This is a genomic window from Pengzhenrongella frigida (assembly GCF_004168625.1).
Classification (GTDB): domain Bacteria; phylum Actinomycetota; class Actinomycetes; order Actinomycetales; family Cellulomonadaceae; genus Pengzhenrongella; species Pengzhenrongella frigida.
Window position 1 is genome coordinate 75,058 of the sequence record NZ_SDWW01000008.1, and the last position, 16,454, is coordinate 91,511.

13 protein-coding genes are annotated in these 16,454 nt (G+C 72.3%); 2 read left to right on the forward strand and 11 right to left on the reverse strand.

Annotation, left to right across the window (positions count from 1 at the left end; all coding sequences use genetic code 11):
* Nucleotide 1 precedes the first annotated feature (1 nt).
* Nucleotides 2–982, forward strand: a complete 981-nt coding sequence (locus EUA98_RS05015; RefSeq protein ID WP_130101572.1) for an acetylxylan esterase — start codon at nucleotides 2–4, stop codon at nucleotides 980–982.
* A gap of 100 nt (nucleotides 983–1,082) precedes the next feature.
* On the opposite strand, the gene EUA98_RS05020 is transcribed toward EUA98_RS05015, so the two are convergent.
* From EUA98_RS05020 to EUA98_RS05070, 11 genes are all read right to left on the reverse strand, one after another.
* Nucleotides 1,083–3,530: an alpha/beta hydrolase-fold protein gene (locus EUA98_RS05020; protein ID WP_130101573.1), complete on the reverse strand. Its 2,448-nt coding sequence runs from the start codon at nucleotides 3,528–3,530 to the stop codon at nucleotides 1,083–1,085.
* Between the two features lie 38 nt (nucleotides 3,531–3,568).
* Complete coding sequence (locus tag EUA98_RS05025; protein WP_130101574.1) at nucleotides 3,569–4,465, reverse strand: HpcH/HpaI aldolase/citrate lyase family protein; 897 nt, start codon at nucleotides 4,463–4,465, stop codon at nucleotides 3,569–3,571.
* Nucleotides 4,462–5,709 (reverse strand): CaiB/BaiF CoA transferase family protein, encoded by a 1,248-nt coding sequence (locus EUA98_RS05030; RefSeq protein WP_130101575.1) that lies wholly within the window; start codon nucleotides 5,707–5,709, stop codon nucleotides 4,462–4,464. The genes EUA98_RS05025 and EUA98_RS05030 overlap by 4 nt, the downstream gene beginning before the upstream one ends.
* Nucleotides 5,706–7,781 carry an SUMF1/EgtB/PvdO family nonheme iron enzyme gene (locus EUA98_RS05035; protein WP_242511284.1) on the reverse strand — a complete coding sequence of 692 codons (2,076 nt, stop codon included), beginning with the start codon at nucleotides 7,779–7,781 and terminating at the stop codon, nucleotides 5,706–5,708. The genes EUA98_RS05030 and EUA98_RS05035 overlap by 4 nt, the downstream gene beginning before the upstream one ends.
* The gene (locus EUA98_RS05040) at nucleotides 7,778–8,725 is read right to left on the reverse strand and encodes a ribokinase (protein ID WP_130101576.1); all 948 of its coding nucleotides are present in this window, start codon (nucleotides 8,723–8,725) and stop codon (nucleotides 7,778–7,780) included. The genes EUA98_RS05035 and EUA98_RS05040 overlap by 4 nt, the downstream gene beginning before the upstream one ends.
* Nucleotides 8,722–10,080 (reverse strand): ADP-ribosylglycohydrolase family protein, encoded by a 1,359-nt coding sequence (locus tag EUA98_RS05045; protein ID WP_130101577.1) that lies wholly within the window; start codon nucleotides 10,078–10,080, stop codon nucleotides 8,722–8,724. The genes EUA98_RS05040 and EUA98_RS05045 overlap by 4 nt, the downstream gene beginning before the upstream one ends.
* Nucleotides 10,077–11,252 (reverse strand): ADP-ribosylglycohydrolase family protein, encoded by a 1,176-nt coding sequence (locus EUA98_RS05050; protein ID WP_130101578.1) that lies wholly within the window; start codon nucleotides 11,250–11,252, stop codon nucleotides 10,077–10,079. Before EUA98_RS05050 ends, EUA98_RS05045 begins: the two co-directional genes overlap by 4 nt.
* An 83-nt stretch (nucleotides 11,253–11,335) precedes the next feature.
* A complete protein-coding gene (locus tag EUA98_RS05055) occupies nucleotides 11,336–12,634 on the reverse strand; it encodes an ABC transporter substrate-binding protein (RefSeq protein WP_130101579.1) in 1,299 nt (432 codons plus the stop codon).
* A 43-nt stretch (nucleotides 12,635–12,677) separates the two neighbouring features.
* Nucleotides 12,678–13,526 (reverse strand): carbohydrate ABC transporter permease, encoded by an 849-nt coding sequence (locus tag EUA98_RS05060; RefSeq protein WP_130101580.1) that lies wholly within the window; start codon nucleotides 13,524–13,526, stop codon nucleotides 12,678–12,680.
* The gene (locus EUA98_RS05065; protein WP_130101581.1) at nucleotides 13,523–14,479 is read right to left on the reverse strand and encodes a carbohydrate ABC transporter permease; all 957 of its coding nucleotides are present in this window, start codon (nucleotides 14,477–14,479) and stop codon (nucleotides 13,523–13,525) included. Before EUA98_RS05065 ends, EUA98_RS05060 begins: the two co-directional genes overlap by 4 nt.
* Nucleotides 14,476–15,528, reverse strand: a complete 1,053-nt coding sequence (locus EUA98_RS05070) for a LacI family DNA-binding transcriptional regulator (RefSeq protein ID WP_130101582.1) — start codon at nucleotides 15,526–15,528, stop codon at nucleotides 14,476–14,478. The genes EUA98_RS05065 and EUA98_RS05070 overlap by 4 nt, the downstream gene beginning before the upstream one ends.
* A 626-nt stretch (nucleotides 15,529–16,154) precedes the next feature.
* Between EUA98_RS05070 and EUA98_RS05075 the strand changes: the two genes are divergently transcribed.
* Nucleotides 16,155–16,352 (forward strand): hypothetical protein, encoded by a 198-nt coding sequence (locus EUA98_RS05075; RefSeq protein WP_130101583.1) that lies wholly within the window; start codon nucleotides 16,155–16,157, stop codon nucleotides 16,350–16,352.
* Nucleotides 16,353–16,454: the final 102 nt, after the last annotated feature.

Genomic DNA, 16,454 nt, shown 5'->3' on the forward strand with positions numbered 1-16,454 from the left:
TGTGTTCGTCGACAAACCGCTCGACCAGCTGGTCACCTACCGCCCCGAGCCCGAGGAGCCGGCCGACTTCGACGCCTTCTGGCAGCGGTCCCTGGCAGCGTCGCCGGTGGGTGCGGCGACCTTCGTCCCGGTCGAGATGGGGCTCGCCACCGTCGAGGTCTTCGACGTCACGTTCCCGGGTTGGGCGGGCCAGCCCATCAAGGGCTGGCTGCTGCTCCCACGCGAACGCAGCGGACCACTGCCCGCGGTGGTGCAGTACATCGGGTACAACGGCGGGCGAGGCATCCCCTACGAGTGGCTGACCTGGAGCGCGGCCGGGTACGCGCACCTCATCATGGACAACCGCGGTCAAGGCGGTGGCGGAAAGACGATCGCCCATACCGACGACGTCCACCCCGAGGGTCACGGCTCGTCGTCGCCCGGCTTCGTCACCCGGGGGATCGAGGATCCGGAGCGTCACTACTTCCGCCGTCTGGTCACCGACGCGGTCCGCGCCGTCGACGCGGTGCGACAGGCGCCCGGCGTCGATCCCCTGCGGGTGGCCGTGCTGGGCGGGAGTCAAGGGGCCGGGCTCGCACTGGCGGTCGCCGGGCTCCGAACCGACGTGGCCGCAGGGATCGTCGACGTCCCGTTCATGTGCCACTACCGGCACGCCTCGACCATCACGGACACCGGTCCCTACGCCGAGATCCGCCGATTCCTGTCCGGGCACCGCGACCAGGCAGAGACCGCGATGCGCACCCTGTCCTACTTCGACGGCGTGAACTTCGCCGCCCGGGCCACGTGCCCGGCGTGGTTCTCCGTGGCGCTGATGGACAACATCTGCCCGCCGTCCACGGTCTTCGCCGCCTACCACCGGTACGCCGGCACGGCCCAGATCGAGGTGTTCCCGTACAACGGGCACGAGGGCGGCGGCCCGTACGACGTGCCCCGCAAGCTCGCCGTCCTGGCCGCCGCGATCGGTGTGCCCTGCGCCCTCTGACGGCGAGGGGCCCGGCCGGGCCGGCCGGTCCGGGCGGTCGACCCCGACGTCCGCACGGCGCCCGTCGTCGACGATCGCGACGGGCGCCGTGCGTCACGCCCTAGCTCAGGAGCGTCGGCGCTCCCGACCCTCCCGTCCGACGCCGCATCCCGACCGCGCCCCCACCCAGGGTGACCAGGGCCCCGGCGAGCAGCAGCATCCGGAGGGCGTCGAACCCGGTCGAGCTCAGCAGGCCGGACCGCACCCGCGCCACGACGGGCACGGCTGAGGCAGTCGACGGCGCCGCGGAGCCACCCCCGCCGCTCACCGGCGGGGTCACGCCGGCGCCGGGCCCCGCGCCCGGTGCCGCCGGAGCACCGAAGGCGACCGAGGTGAGCAGGATGTCGCCCGCGCCGGCGTTGGTCGCGCCGTCGGCCGCGCCGTAGGTCAACGCACCGACCCACGCGGTGGCCGCGCCGTCGTAGGCCACATAGAGGTTGCTGTCGTAGTCGTCCATGCCGTCGCGTTCGATCGTGCCGAACTGCGTGACCGGCCCCGCTCCGCCGGTGGGCGTGATCGCGACCCTGAACAGGTCCACGCCGCCGACCCCACCGGCAAGTCGCCCGGAGGTGTGTCCCAGCACGAGCAGCCGGCCCGTGGGCTCGGCCACGACCGCGACCGCCCGGTCGTCGCCGGTCGTGCCCACCTGGGTGGACCAGCGCACCGTCCCGTCGGTCCCGAGCGAAACGACGAACGCATCCTTGTCCCCCAGCGGGTGTGCCCCGAGGGTGCCCTCCGTGTCACCGACGGCCACGACCGCGTCGGCGGTCGTGGCGAGCCCGAGGACCTGATCGCTTGCCGCCGTACCGACCGCGGTGACCCACTGCCGTCCGCCGGCGGCGGTGTACCGCGCGACCCAGCCGTCGTTCGCACCGAGACCGGTGGCGCCCGGCAGCGCTCCGCCGGCGACCCCGGCGACGTACGCCCCGCCGTCCGCGGCGAGCGAGATCGCAAGGGCCTTGTCCTCACCCGGGCTGCCGATCTGGTCCGACCAGAGCAGGGTGCCCGCACCGTCGAACCGGGCGAGGACGGCGTCCTTGTCGCCGGCGCTCGCCGTGCCGTCGAAGCTGCCGGACGTGTAGCCGGCCACGTAGATCCCGCCGGCGCCGTCGGAGGCCGTCGCGTACGCGCGGTCGGCCTTCAGCGGGTCACCGAGCTGGCGCAGCCACTGCCGGGTGCCGGTGGAGTCCATCGCGGCGACGAACAGGTCGTCCGAGGCACCGCTCGGGTGGGCGCCGTCCAGGTCCCCTCGGGTGTACCCGGCAGCCAGGACCGCTCCCCCGGCGCCGGGCACCAGTCCGTATGCGCGATCGTTCGCCACGGTGCCGAGCACGTGGGACCACAGCGTGTCGCCCGTCGCTGACCGGGCCTGCACGACGGCGTCCATGCCACCGACCGCGCCGACCCCCGGCAGCGCGGACGCCGCGTTGACGGCCACGATCACCGAGCCGTCGGGCGAGGCGACCACACCACCGGCGCGGTCGTCACCAGCACTGCCGAGGGTCGCACCCACGAGGGGATCCGGCACGGTCGTTCGGAGGTACGCCGCCACGTCCACGAGTCCTTCCCGGAAAGCGGGGCGCCACACCGTCCAGTCGTGACCGCCGTTCAGCACGCGCAGCTCGGCCGTGACCCCGGGGACCCGGCGGGCGGTGTTGTACAGCTGCGCCGATTCCAGGTCGAGGTCGTGGCTGGCGTCCGCGGGTGCCGGGTTCGCGTACTCGTCGTCACCGACGGCGATGAACAGGTGCACGGGCAGCGCGGGATCCAATGCCGCCAGCCCGGCCGGGTAGTTGAGCGCGTCGTACCGCGCCTGGTCGAACAGTGCGGTGCCCACGCCGTACGCGCCGTAGTCCCGGGTCGACGAGTCCGCCGGCGGGGTCGGCACGTAGACCGCCGGGCTGAGCACGATCGCTGCCGAGAACACGTCCTGGTGGGCGAGCGTGTACCGCAGCGCACCGGCCCCGCCCATCGAGTACCCGCCGACCGCCCGCGCGGAGCGGTCGTCGACCGTCCGGTAGGTCGCATCGACGTACGTCACGAGGTCCCGGGTGAGCGCGGTCTCCACCGCCTGACCGGGTCCGTCCGCGGCGGGATCTGTCCCGGTGTACGTCGAGTCGACGTACCAGCTCCCCCCGCCGCTCCAGGGCGCGTCCGGCATGACGACCACCATGGGCGGGACGGAACCGTCGGCGATCATGGCGTCGAGCTCGCCCGCGACCTGGGTCCACGCGCTCTGCGTGTCGCCTCGGCCGTGCAGGAGGTACAGGGTCGGATAGCTCTCGGTCGCGGCCGCGTATCCGGGCGGCAGGTAGGTCGTGAAGCTGATCGCGCCGCCGAGCGCGGCGGAGGGCGCGGTTCCCGGCACGAGGGTGCCTGCTGGTTCCGCGGCGGCGGCCGGTGGGCCGGTGACCGTCCCGAGGGTGAGGCCTAGCGCGCAGGCCAGGAGGAGGGTCGGGCCGCGCCGCGGTGACCTCCGGGACCGTCGGTGGGACGTGGATGTGCTCATGCTCGATCTCCTCGTTGAGATGGGGCGCTGCAGGGAGCTCAGGACAGGTCTGGCCGCGGGCTCGGGGTCGGTTCAGCGAGCGCCACCGTGCGCCGGGCGCGTTCGACCATCGCGACGTCGAGGAACGTGCCGTCGGGCAGCACGACCGTCCCGTTCCCCGCCCGTTGGGCGTCGCGCATGGCGGCGACCACGAGCCGGGCGCGGGCGACCTCGACCTCGGTCGGGGCGAAGGCCGCCACGATCACCGGCAGCTGCCGGGGGTGGATGGCGGTCCGTCCGAGGAAACCGAGGCTGCGCCCGATCGCGCACGAGCGCGCCAGGCCCGCGTCGTCGCGCACGTTCGGGTAGACCGACATGGACGGCGCGGGGAGCCCGGCGGCCCGAGCCGCGATCACGATCCGCGAACGCGCGTAGGCGAGGGCGGCGTCGTCGTCGATGCCGAGGTCAGAGCGGAGGTCGGCCTCGCCGAGGCCGAGGCTGGCGACCCGGGGATGTGCCCGCGCGATGTCGTGCGCGGACTCGATGCCGCCGGCGGTCTCCAGCAGGACGTGCAGGGGCCGGTCCCCCACCGCCAGCGCGACGCGCTCGAGGTCGGCCGGTGAACCGACCTTCGGGATCCGGACCGCGATCTGGGCCGGAAGGGCGGCGAGTGCGGCGAGGTCGAGGGCACCCCAGGGGGTCTCGAGGGCGTTGACCCGTACCTGCACGCGCCGATCGAGGTGCCCGGACAGCAGGTCGACGAGCGCCGCCCGGGCCGCTTGCTTGTGGGCGGGGGCGACCGCGTCCTCGAGGTCGACGATCACGACGTCGGCGGCGGAGGCCAGGGCCTTGGCGACCAGGCCGGGGCGGTCCGCCGGCGCGTACAGGAGCGTCACGACCGGGCGGTGCGCCGGGGCCGGGGTCGGATCCGGGGTCGGGGCGCCGTCCTGCCTCACAGCACACCCCGCGCCCGGAGCGACGCGAGCTCCTCGGCGCCGAGGCCGAGCTCGCCGAGCACCGCGTCGGTGTCTGCACCCGGCGCCCGCCCCGTGAACCGGATCGGTGCGCCGTCCCGGGACATCCGGAACAGCGGCCCCTGCATCGCGATGCGCCCGAGGTCGTCGTCGTCGACGTACGCGATCGTGCCCAGGGCGTTGAACTGCGGGTCGGCGACGATGTCACCGGCGTCGTAGACGGGCGCGATGGCGGCCTCGGCGGCCTCGAAGGCGGCGATGACGTCGTCCCGGGTGCGCTGGCCGACCCACGCTGCGACCGCTCCGTCCAGATCGTCGGCGTGGGCCGCACGGCCGGAACCGGTGGCGAACCACGGTTCGTCGACGACGTCGGGCCGCCCCACCAGGCGCATCACCCGCTCGGCGATGCTCAGCGCGCTGGTCGAGACCGCGACCCAGGCACCGTCGGACGTCCGGTAGGTGTTGCGGGGCGCGTTGTTGGCTGATCGGTTGCCGGTGCGGGGTTGGACCGATCCGAGCTGGTCCCAGCGCGTGATCTGGGGACCGAGCATGGCCAGCATCGGCTCGATGATCGCCAGGTCGACGACCTGGCCGAGCCCGGTCCGGGAGCGGGCGTGCAGGGCTGCCATCACGGCATAGGCCGTTGCGAGCGACGCGACCCCGTCCGCGAGCCCGAACGGTGGCAGCGTGGGTGGCCCGTCGGGTTCCCCCGTCAGCGAGGCGAAGCCGCTCATCGCCTCGGCGAGGGTGCCGAACCCCGGTCGGCGCCGGTAGGGACCGACCTGCCCGAAGCCGGTGACCCGAGCGAGGACCAGACCCGGGTTCTGCGCCGAGAGCCGCTCGTAGCCGAGGTTCCAGCGTTCGAGGGTGTCCGGGCGGAAGTTCTCGATCATGACGTCGGCCGTGGCCGCCAGGCGGACGAGGAGGTCCTGGCCGGCGGGCTGCGACAGGTCCAGGCTGACCGTGCGCTTGTTGCGCCCCAGCGTCTTCCACCACAGGTTGTGCCCGTCCTTCTCGGGGCCGTGGCCGCGGGAGGGGTCGGGACGGCGCGGGTGCTCGACCTTGATGACCTCGGCGCCGAGGTCACCCAGGTGCATGGCCGCCATGGGACCGGCGAACAAGGTGGAGACGTCGAGCACGCGCAACCCGGCGAGCGCGCCCGCGCCGACCGCCGTGGCCGTGGCCGTCGCTGTGGCCGTGGCCGCCGCCAGAGGTTCTCCGGTCATGGCCGCGCCTCCGTGTCGGTCCGGGTCGTCCAGGCGCACCGGAAGCCGATGCTGGCCGACCGCGCGAGCCCGAGGCCGGGCATCAGGTACTTGGCCGAGAAGTCGGCGGACCGCGGCCCGCCGTCGAAGTACCACTCCGAACCCGGGGTGGCGTGGTCCGCGCCGCCCTTGAGCAGGACGAACCGGGTCCGCCCGTCGCTGTGCTCGCTCTCGGTCCAGTTCCAGACGACCGGGCGGCGACGCGTGAAGCCCGGGCGCTCGGCCGCGAGCTGCCACTCGTCCTCGCTGGGCAGGCGCCCGCCCACCCACGCGGCGTACGCGCGGGCGTCATCGAGGTCGACGAGCGTGACCGGCTGGTCGTCGGCCCCCGGCCACGGTGCGGGGGCGGCGCCGGCCAGGCCTGCGACCCAGTGCGCCAAGAACCGGTTCGCGGTGCGCGGGCGATATCCGGTGGCAGCCAGGAAGCGCGCGAACTCGCCGTTGGAGACCTCCCGGGCGCCCACCATCACGTCGCTCGAGAGCCGGACGACCCGCTCGAGCGTGCGCTGGTCGTGCAGCCGCGGCGGCAGCGGCTTCCACTCCTCGACGTAGGGCGCGCCGTCGTACATCCCGGTCTCCCGGGCGCGGAAGCGCGCCGTGAGGACGTGGGTACCGGCGGGCACGACGACGCCGTCCGGGCCGCTGTCGGGCGGACCGCTCGCGCGGGCCACCGGGTCGAGCGCCCGGAGCCGCCGCGAGCGTGCGTGCGGGAAGGTGCCGTCGCGGGTGTCCCGGACCGCGGAGGTCAGTGCGAGCGCCTCGTCCAGTCCGCCGGGCTCGGTGGCGCCGGGCGCGAGTCGCAGGAGCCCGGCGATCCCGTGGGCGGGCACCAGGGTGCGCACCGGGTCCGGCTGCGCCAGCCGTCGACCCCCGGTCAGGTCCACGAACCGGTCCCCGACGGGCGAACGCACGTCGAGGTCAGCGGCCCCGAGCAGCGGCCCGGTCCAGTCGGCGTCCCCGCGGTTGACGAACGTCCACGCCGTCACCCCGTCGCGCTCGAACCGGGACGCGTAGACCCCCGCCGCGGTGGCCGCCGGGTCGAGTGCGGCCAGCGGGGTCCAGTCCCCGCCGTGCAGGACGTCCGCGAGCGCGCGCTGCACGGGGAGCATCCGGCGCAGGGTGGCGGAGTCACGCGCGTTCCAGCCCACCCAGGTGCCGAAGACGACCTCCCACACCATGAGTCCGACGCCGTTGATCCAGGCGCTCTGCAGCTCGACGGAGTGGTCGCGGTTCCAGCGCCGGACGTGATGCTGCATGTGGCGGCGCTCGTACCAGTGCGCGCGCAGCACCCCGGGCACCGGGCTGTCGGCGAACCACTGCGCCCACGACAGGGAGTGGTCGGCGATCCGCGCGAGGGGCAGCTTCGACTCGCCCTCGAGGGCGATCCCGGGCCGGGCCGCTTCGAGGGCGTCGACGAGGGCGGGGTTGGCCTCCTTGAGGGTGTCGAGGAAGACGCCGTCCGCGTTCAGGTCCCGGACGAGCGCGGCCAGCTCGACGACGTCGTCCCCGGTCCGGCGGGTGCCGGTGTCCCACGGGTTGTAGTCGACGAAGACGCGCACACCGGCGTCGTGCAGCGTGGCGACGAGGTCACCGAGGCCGGGGACGTCGCGGTAGAAGTCCCACTGGTTGCGGTCATCGATGCCGATGACCGGATAGGCGTGCCACAGCACCAGGCCGTCGAGGCCGCCGAGGCGGACCCGCGCGTCGGCGAGCAGCCGCTCGGGGGTGAACCGGTGCGTCTCGAAGTCGTAGAGCAGCTCGTCCCAGAGCCAGACCTGGGCGACGGCGAAACAGCCCGCCGACCAGGCGCCCTCGGGGCGGTCGTAGGCGGCGCCGGTGAACCCCAGGCGGGATCGGGCGTCGGTCCGCCACTGGGTCAGGCGGTCCCGCCAGGCCGGCCACTGCTCGGGGTCCTGGGGTGCGGCGAAGATCTTGGCGTCGTCGAGCGACGCGAGCTCGACGGGGCCGAGCGGCACGGCCGTGGGCAGGTCGATCGCGCGCGGGACGAGGGGGTCGAAGCCGAAATCGATCATGCGCGGGCCTCCTGCGGAGCGCGGCCGGGCGGCGGGTAGGTGACGTCCCGCTGGGCGCGGGTCTCGGCCTGGGTCGGGACGGAGTCCTGCGCTCCCGTCCGCTGGACGGCCAGGGAGGCAGCGGCGCTCCCGAGCCGGACCGCCTCGAGCAGATCCTGGCCGCAGGCGAGCGCGGCAGCGACGACGCCGCAGAACGTGTCGCCCGCCGCCGTGGTGTCGACCGCCGTGACGGTCGGTGCCGGAACCGTCACGGGGGCCGCCCCGCGGCGGGCCAGGACCGCGCCGGCGCTGCCCAGGGTGAGGATCACGACCGGGACGCGCTCGAGCAGCGAGGTCGTGGCGCGCTCGAGGTGGCCGGCGACGGTTCCGCACAGGTCGAGCGCCTCGTGCTGGTTGACCACGAGGATGTCGATGAGCGACCAGAGCTCGTCGGGCAGCGGGGCCGACGGGGCCGCGTTGAGGATGAAGGCGGTCCCCGGGGTGCGCGCGCGGGCCGCGGCGATGACCGCCGCCTGCGGGATCTCCAGCTGCGCGAGCAGCACGTCCGCGGCGGCGATCCGGGCGCGCTGGTCGGGGTTCGGCGCACGGACCACGGCATTGGCCCCGGGCACGACGACGATCGCATTCTCGCCGCGGTCGTCGACGCTGATCAGTGCGGTCCCGGTGGGCGCGCCGACGGTGGCCAGCAGGTCCGTGCGCACCCCGGAGGTGGTGAGCGCGACGCGCAGCCGGACCCCGTCGTCGTCGTCGCCGACGCAGCCGAGAAAGCTCGTGTCGGCGCCGGCCCGGGCCGCCGCGACGGCCTGGTTCGCGCCCTTGCCACCGCCGGAGCGGCTCATGCTCGAGGCCAGCAGGGTCTCCCCCGGACCGGCGATGCGGGGTACCCGCACGGCGAGGTCGAGGTTCACGCTGCCGACGACGACGACCGTGCCCGCGGCCGTCATGCCCGACCCCCGGTCGCGAGGGCCACCGTGCGTCGCGCGAGCGCGGCGATCGACCGCTGGCCGCCGCCGGGCAGGCTGGTGGCGATCCGGTCGTGGAGCGGTTCGATCCAGGCGTCGGGCAGCTGGACAGCCCCCCGCACCGCACCGACCACCCCGCCCACGGTCGCACCGGCGGAGTCGGTGTCCCAGCCGGCGCTGACCGCCAGGGCGATGCTCGTGCCGAGGTCACCGTCCCCGGCGGTCAGCGCGTACGCGACGGTGGCGGCGTTGTTCAGCACGTGCACCCAGTGCAGGTCACCGAACTCGGTGTGCAGCGCATCGAGGGCGTCGGGCATCGGTTGCCCGGCGCGGCCGAGCTCGACCCCACGGCGCACGGCGTGCGCGAGCCTGCTGTCGGGGGGCACGACGGCGAGCCCCGCCTCCACCGCGGTGCCGACGTCGTCGACCACCACGGCAGCGGCGCACATCCCGGCCACCCACATGGCGCCGTAGACGCCGTTGCGGGTGTGGCTGAGGCGGGCGTCGGTCCACGCCAGGCGCGCCGCGGTCTGCGGGTCGCCGGGGTTGGTCCACCCGTAGACGTCGGTCCTGATCTGGGCGCCGATCCACTCCCGGAACGGGTTGTGGTGGGTCGCGGTCGACGGGACCGGGCGGGCGTCGAGCAGGTTGCGGTACGCGGCCCGTTCGGCGGTGAACACGCGACCGGCGGGCAGGTTCGCCAGCCACGCCTCGGCGACGTCGTCGGTCGTGAAGCCGCGCCCGTGGGCCTCGAGGATCCCCAGCGCGAGGATCGGGAAGTTGAGGTCGTCGTCCTCGGGCATGCCGTCGATGTTCTCGACCAGGCTCGTGGGAGCGCTGCGCCGGTTCCAGGGCCAGCGTGCCAGGACGTCGTCGGGCAGGCCGACGGCGGTGAAGTAGCCCGCGAGCGGCCAGCGCCCGGTCGCGCGCAGGATCTCCTCGATGCCCTGGCGAGGGATCTTCTCCACGGGCTTGCCCAGCAGGCAACCGGCCGACCGGCCGAGCCACGCCCCGTGCACCCGGTCGGGGAACGTGGCCGGCACGGCGGTCCGCTGCGCGGGCGGAGCCGACCAGAGTCGCTCGATCGCGACCAGGTCGTCGGGCTCGTGCGGGTGCGCCGGGGTCGTCAGCGCGTCGAGCGCCACGAGCAGCTCCCGAGCCAACGCCCGGACCTCGGGGGTGGCGGGCCGCGGCCCGGCCCCGCTCACCGGCGGGTGGGGGTCTCCCCCGCCGTCGACCCAGCGCTGCGCGAGCGGGGCGACGTCGCGCCCCTCGGCCGCGGACTGGACGAGCTCATGGGCCACGAGATCTTCGGGCTGAGCCCACGTCAGCCTCATCGCGCGGCTCCGGCCCGCGGTGCGTCGACCTCGCTCCGGTCGGTGAGCGCCGCGATCCGGCGCAGGTGCGCCTGGGCCCGCCCGGCGTCGCGGGTGGCGATCTGGTGGGCGGCGGCGGCCATCTGCTGGCCGACGGCGGTCAGGTCGACCCGGCTCGCGGCCTCGATCGTCGTGATCCACTCCTCGGGGATGACGCCGCGCCCACCCAGGGCCGCGGTGATGGAGCCGGCCATCGTCGCGATGGAGTCCGCGTCGCGCCCGTAGTTGACGGCACCGAGAACCGACTCGACGAAGTCGCCGTCGTGCGCGAGCACGAAGCCGAGGGCCACCGGCAGCTCCTCGATCGACTTGGTCCGCGAGGGGAGCCGGGCGTCCATGGCGGGCTTGCGGTACTCCGGTCCGACCGTGTCGAACGGCGCGATCGCGGCGCGGAGCACGGGCGCGAGCTCGTCCCCCGGCGTGAGCGTCCGCACCGCCTCGACGACCGCCTCGATCGCGTGAAGCGTGCCGTCGCGCGCCACCGCCAGGCACGCCTCGACCACGGTCTGCGCGGTCGCGCCCGGCGTCATCCCGGCGGCCACCGCCGCGGCGAAGACCCCCGCCGCTTCTCGTCCGTAGCTCGACTGGTGCGCTCCCGCGACATCGATCGCTTCGGCGTACGCACCGCGGGGGTCACCGGCGTTCGCGATGCCGACCGGTGCCATGTACATCGCCGCTCCGCAGTTGACGATGTTCCCGACGCCGGCCGAGCGGGGGTCGACGTGGCCGTAGTGCAGCCGGGCGACGATCCACTTCTCGGCGAGGAACACGCGGTGCAGCAGGATCGTCTCCTTCTCCAGCTCCGGGATCCATCGGACCTCGCCGACGAGCAGGGGCACGAGGTCCTCGGCCACCGCGTAGGCGTCGAGATGGTCGCCCCGCTTGGCGTACACCTGGACCAGCGCCTGCGTCATCAGGGTGTCGTCCGTGATGTGCCCGTCGCCCTTGTGGTACGGCGCGATGGGTCGGGCGTCCTGCCAGTTCGGGTAGTACGGGGGCACGATGCCGGTCACCGGTCCGCCGTAGCGCGCCACGATCTGCTCCGGCGTCCAGCCCTCGGTCGCCCCACCCAGGGCGTCTCCGACGGCGGCGCCGATCAGCGTCGCCACGGTGCGGTCTTCGAGCCAGTTCACATCGTCTCCAGGTTCAGTTCGAGCGTGCGTTGCGGGGGTGCCGGTGGGGTGCGCCGACAGGGGGGCGCACCCCACCGAGTCGATCAGCGGTTGACCTGGTCCCACCCGTCCGTGAGCTCCTGCGCGAGCTGCTCTGCGGTCGTCTGCTGCGCGAGGAACTTCTGGTACGCCGGAGTGGCGACCGTGTCCTTCCACTGCGTGTAGGTGTCGACCGACAGGAACGGCGCCTTGGTGAGGTAGGCCCCGGACTTGAGGGTGACGTCCCAGCCGTCGGCACCGGCGGTGTCCGTCGCGATCTTCTCCTGGGCCGAGGTCGACGCGGGGATGAGCGCATCAGCCGTGTTCAGGGCGGCGAGGTTGTCCGTCGAGGCGAAGTAGTTGATGAACTTCGCCGCCTCGGCGACGTGCTCCGAGTCGATGTTGACCGAGAGCGTCTGGGGGTTGGCGGACTGCTCGGCGCCCTCGGTCCCCTCGAGCGGCGGCAGGACGACCCAGTCGAAGCCGGCCGGCGCGTCCTTGGCGATGTTGGCCGCCTGGAACGAGCCCTGCACGGTCATCGCGACGTTGCCCGCGTAGAACGAGGCCAGCACCTCGGAGCCGGACTGCGTCAGGCTCACGGGGTCGATCGACTTGTCGGTGTACGCCATGTCGGAGATCCGGGTCGGGACGGCCATCTCCCCCTCGCCGATGTTGATCGTCGCTTCCGTGCCGGTGCCGTCGAAGTACGTGCCCCCGAACCCGAGCCCAAGACTCATGAAGGTCGCCGTCGGGCTCTTCAGGCCCCACGCCACGCCGAACTTGCCCTCCGTCGAGGTCGCCTTGGCGATGTCCTGGAACTCGTCCCAGGCCATGGTGTCCCCGGTCGGGATGGTCACGCCCGCCGCCTCGAGCAGCGCCTTGTTCGCGAACACCATGTACGACTGCAGCTCGGTCGGGACGGCGATGATCTGCTCGTCGACGGTCACCGACTCCCAGATGCCGTCGGAGATGTCCGCCGTCAGGTCCTCGTCGACGAGGTCGGTGAGGTCGGCGATGTAGCCGTCCACGGCGAACGGGATGATGCTCGCGGCCTCGTAGTGGATGATGTCCGGCGCCACCCCGCCGTTGAACTGCGCGACGAGCTTGTCGTAGACGCCGTCCCAGCCGGCCGGCACCACCTCGACCTGGATGTCCGGGTTCTCGGTGTTCCACGTGTCCACGATCGTCTTGGTGGCCGCGATGGCGCCCGGCTGGTCGGACAAGGACTGGAAGGTCAGCGCGACCGGCTCGGCAGGTCCCGTGTCCGTCGCGTCCGCGCCGGGGTCTGAGTTCGAGCCACACGCGGTCAACGAGATCGCGGTGAGGGCGAGGACGCCCATGGCGGCGATGCCACGGATCTTCATGAGGTGCCTTTCGATGTGGAGGGTGCTGGACGGCCGAGAAGACTCAACCCTTGACGGCACCGGCGAGCAGACCGCCGGTGAGCTTGCGTTGGAGGAAGGCGAAGAAGATCAGGCTCGGGATGGTCGCGAGCACGGCGCCGGCCGCCAGCGGCCCGAGGGCGACCTTGCCCTCACCGCCGACGAACATCTTCAGCGTGATGGGGAGCGTGTAGTTGTCCGGCGACTGGATCAGCACGAGGGCGAAGAAGAACTCGTTCCACGCCGAGACGAAGGAGAACATCGCTGTCGCCACCACCCCGGGCATGAGCAGCGGGAGCACGATGATCCGCAGCACCTTCAGCCGGCTCGCGCCGTCCATCGACCCGGCCTCCTCGAGCTCGACCGGGATCGATGCGATGTACCCCTGCAGCATCCACAGCGCGAACGGCATGGTGTAGGTCGTGTAGACGATGATCAGGCCGAACAGGTTGTCGACCAGGCCGATCCTCTTCAGGATGAGGAAGAGCGGGATGATGATGAGGATCACCGGGAACACCTGACTGACCAGGATCCAGCCGGTGCCCGCCGTGCGGATCTTGCCGCGGAACCGAGCCAGCGCGTAGGCCGCCGGCATCGAGATCACGATGACGAGCACCGTGGTCGACACGGCGACGAACAGGCTGTTCGCAGCCGAGTGCAGCAGCCCCTGCTTGGCGAGGGCATCGGAGAAGTTGGCCCAGTGGAAGCTCTCGGGCACGAGCTGGATGTTGAGGGAGTTGAGCTCGCTCGACGACTTCATCGACGCCGAGACCAGCCACAGCAGCGGGAAGCCCAGGAAGACCAGGTATCCCGCCAGAGCCACGTACTGCAGGGGTCGCACGATCCGGTTCGTCCCGGTGACGGTGGTGCTCATTTCTCGCGTTCCCCTCGGAATTGGGCCCACAGGTAGACGGCGAGCAGAAGAACGACGACCAGCACCAAGACGTCACCCATCGCGGCCGCATACCCGAGGTTCCGGTTCTTGAAGGCCTCGATATAGGTGAAGAGCATCGGGAGCATGGTCTTTCCGCCCGGTCCGCCCTCGGTCATGACGTAGACCAGGCCGAACGAGTTGAAGTTCCAGATGAAGTTCAGCGACGTGATCGACGCGATGATCGGGCGCAGGCTCGGCAGTGACACGTTCCGAAAGCGCGACCACGCGTTCGCCCCGTCGATGGCCGCGGCTTCGTGCAGCTCCTCCGGAATCTGCTGCAGGCCGGCCAGGAGCGTGATCGTCGTCTGGGGCATGCCCACCCAGATCCCCACCACGATCACCGCGGGGAGGGCGGTGTCGAAGTTGCCGAGCCAGTTGGTGTCCGACGGCCCGCCGAAGAAGCCGATCACCGCGTTGAGCGGACCCGTGGTCGGCGAGTAGATCATCCGCCACATGATCGCGACCACCACCGGGGGCATGGCCCACGGGATGAGGGCCAGCAGCCGCGTCAGCCACTTGAGCCGGAGGTCCGCGTTCAGGAGCAGGGCGAGCCCCATCCCGGCCAGGAGCTGCAGGACCGTCACGGAGACGGCCCAGATCATCCCGATCCGGAACGACTCCCAGAAGAACGTGTCGCCGGCCAGCCGGACGAAGTTGTCCAGCCCGACGAAGTTCGACTCGGCATTGCGCTTCAGGGTGGAGTCCGTGAAGGCGAGGAAGATGCCGTTCAGCAGCGGGTAGATGCTGAAGGCGAGCACCGGGATCAGCGACGGGATCACGAGCGCGATCGCCTCGCGGCGCTGCGCGCGACCGATCCCGGACCGCCGGTTCGGCTGCGGCTTCCCCCGTGTGGGCGGCGCGGCTGATGGTGCCGCTTCCCTGGTGAGAGTCACCGCACAGTCCCTTCTGGGGTGGGGTCGGTCTGGGTCGACGCGCGGACCACCAAGGTGGGCTGCACCACGATTCGACGCGTGGGGCGGGCCGGGTCGGAGAGCCTGGCGAGGAGCAGCTCTGCGGCGTGCCGGCCGCGCTCGGCCGAGCCGAGGGAGACGCTCGTCAGGCCCGGGTTGAAGAAGCCGGCGAGCTCGGTGTCGTCCATCCCGACCACCGCGAGGTCCTCGGGCACCTGCAGGCCCAGCTCGAGCGCGGCGTGGATCGCACCGACGGCCAGGAGGTCGTTCGCTGCCACGAGCGCATCCAGGGCGAGAGCTCCGCGCGCATCGCGGTGCCGCGAGAGCAGGTCAAGAGCGGCGCGCCGTCCGGCCGCGACCGTGAAGTCCGCCGCGACCTCCTGGACGGACCCCGCCGCGGGGGCGAGCTGATGCGCGGCGTAGGCCTCGACAAAGCCCCGCCGACGAGACATCCCGGGGGTGGTGTCGAGCGGTCCGTTGAGGAATCCGATCCGCCGGCGACCGCTCTCGACGAGATGGGCGACGGCCAGGCCGACGCCACGCGCGGAATCGGTCTGGACGGTGTCGAGCTGCACGGTGTCCGGGAGGGTACCGACGACGACGACCGGCACGGCGGCCCGCTTGAGCTCCACGATGAGTTCGTCGGTGACCCGCAGCGGGCTGATCACGAGCCCGTCGGCGTACCCGCGCGCCAGACTCCGGACGAGGTCGACGGTCTCGGCGGGGTCGGTGCCGGTCGAGGACACCTGCAGGCGGTAGCCCGAGCCACGCACCACCGTCTCGATGGCACGCATCATCTCGACGTACACGGGGTTGCCGACGTCGTCGACCGCGAAAGCGAGCTGGAGGGAGTGCCCGAGCTTGAGGGAGCGCGCCGTGGCATCGGGGATGTACCCGAGACTCAGCGCGGCCGCCCGCACCTTCGCGACGGTCTCGGGGCTCGCGACCATCCCGTTGAGCGCCCGTGATGCCGACGCGAGCGAGACGCCGGCGAGCTCGGCGACATGGATCAGGGTGGGGCGTGCCGACATCGGCTGAACTCCCTTCGACGGTGAAGAGCGAGCGAGTGGAAACGTTTCCAGTGGCGAGATGTTCTGAGCATGCACCGGTAGTCCCAGGGTTGTCAAGGCCTCGAGAACCGGCCTGAGGTGAGCGGCGCGGTCGGCAGTGACCGCACACCGAGGCGCCGCCGCGCGCGCGGTGCCACCTGCCTTTTGACGCAAGATGAGCACCTTGCAGAAAGGGCATGGGATGGCTCACGGAACGCGAATCGGTACCGTCGGGGAATCGCCGTCCGATGGGCCGTCGGCCACCGGCCGAACTCGTCCCGCATCGATTCGTGGAAAGCGGCTGGGCGTCGTCGCGACGGTTGAATCAATGGGTCCCGTCTTGTGCTGGACCGCACGGTCGCCGTCAATTCAGACCGGCCCACTTCTCGCATTCTGCAGGCCGAGCACAGCACCTTGCGACGGCCAGCTGGCCTGTCGACACGCTGACGGAACGACGAGCGACGACGCCCTCTGCGGCGACCATGCCAGCGACGCGGTTCCGCATGATGGACACGCGCCTACTCCTGCGCGGGCCACATTCATCCTGTTGCACAGGGTCGCGGGCACCCCGCAGATCGCGCAACCGGCGACCCGGTTGAGGAGCAGTCATGGCACCCGGTTTCGCCACGCCGGTCGACGACGCCCGCCTCGGGCTCGAGTTCGCTTGGACTGCCTGGGCGGACTCCTGTCGCGACAAGTACTCCCTCGCGCAGTGCTGCCGACGGCCGAGCGGGCATGACGGGAACCATGCGTCGGGGTTCGGCGAGGGCCGCCAGCAGTGGCTCCAGGACGCTCCGCCCACCTGACCAGCTGCACCACTCCTTCCTGACGGCTCGCCACCTCCGTCCTGCCGTCCCTCCTCCCCCAATATCGCTCCCGAGAGTCCGAAACCTCCCTTCTGGGTTAAT

Excerpts from the sequence above, each read along its gene's own strand:
- EUA98_RS05020 (WP_130101573.1), bottom strand. The coding sequence starts at position 3,530 with ATGAGCACATCCACGTCCCACCGACGGTCCCGGAGGTCACCGCGGCGC.
- EUA98_RS05030 (WP_130101575.1), bottom strand. The coding sequence starts at position 5,709 with ATGACCGGAGAACCTCTGGCGGCGGCCACGGCCACAGCGACGGCCACG.
- EUA98_RS05035 (WP_242511284.1), bottom strand. The coding sequence starts at position 7,781 with ATGATCGATTTCGGCTTCGACCCCCTCGTCCCGCGCGCGATCGACCTG.
- EUA98_RS05040 (WP_130101576.1), bottom strand. The coding sequence starts at position 8,725 with ATGACGGCCGCGGGCACGGTCGTCGTCGTCGGCAGCGTGAACCTCGAC.
- EUA98_RS05045 (WP_130101577.1), bottom strand. The coding sequence starts at position 10,080 with ATGAGGCTGACGTGGGCTCAGCCCGAAGATCTCGTGGCCCATGAGCTC.
- EUA98_RS05055 (WP_130101579.1), bottom strand. The coding sequence starts at position 12,634 with ATGAAGATCCGTGGCATCGCCGCCATGGGCGTCCTCGCCCTCACCGCG.
- EUA98_RS05060 (WP_130101580.1), bottom strand. The coding sequence starts at position 13,526 with ATGAGCACCACCGTCACCGGGACGAACCGGATCGTGCGACCCCTGCAG.
- EUA98_RS05070 (WP_130101582.1), bottom strand. The coding sequence starts at position 15,528 with ATGTCGGCACGCCCCACCCTGATCCATGTCGCCGAGCTCGCCGGCGTC.
- EUA98_RS05075 (WP_130101583.1), top strand. The coding sequence starts at position 16,155 with ATGGCACCCGGTTTCGCCACGCCGGTCGACGACGCCCGCCTCGGGCTC.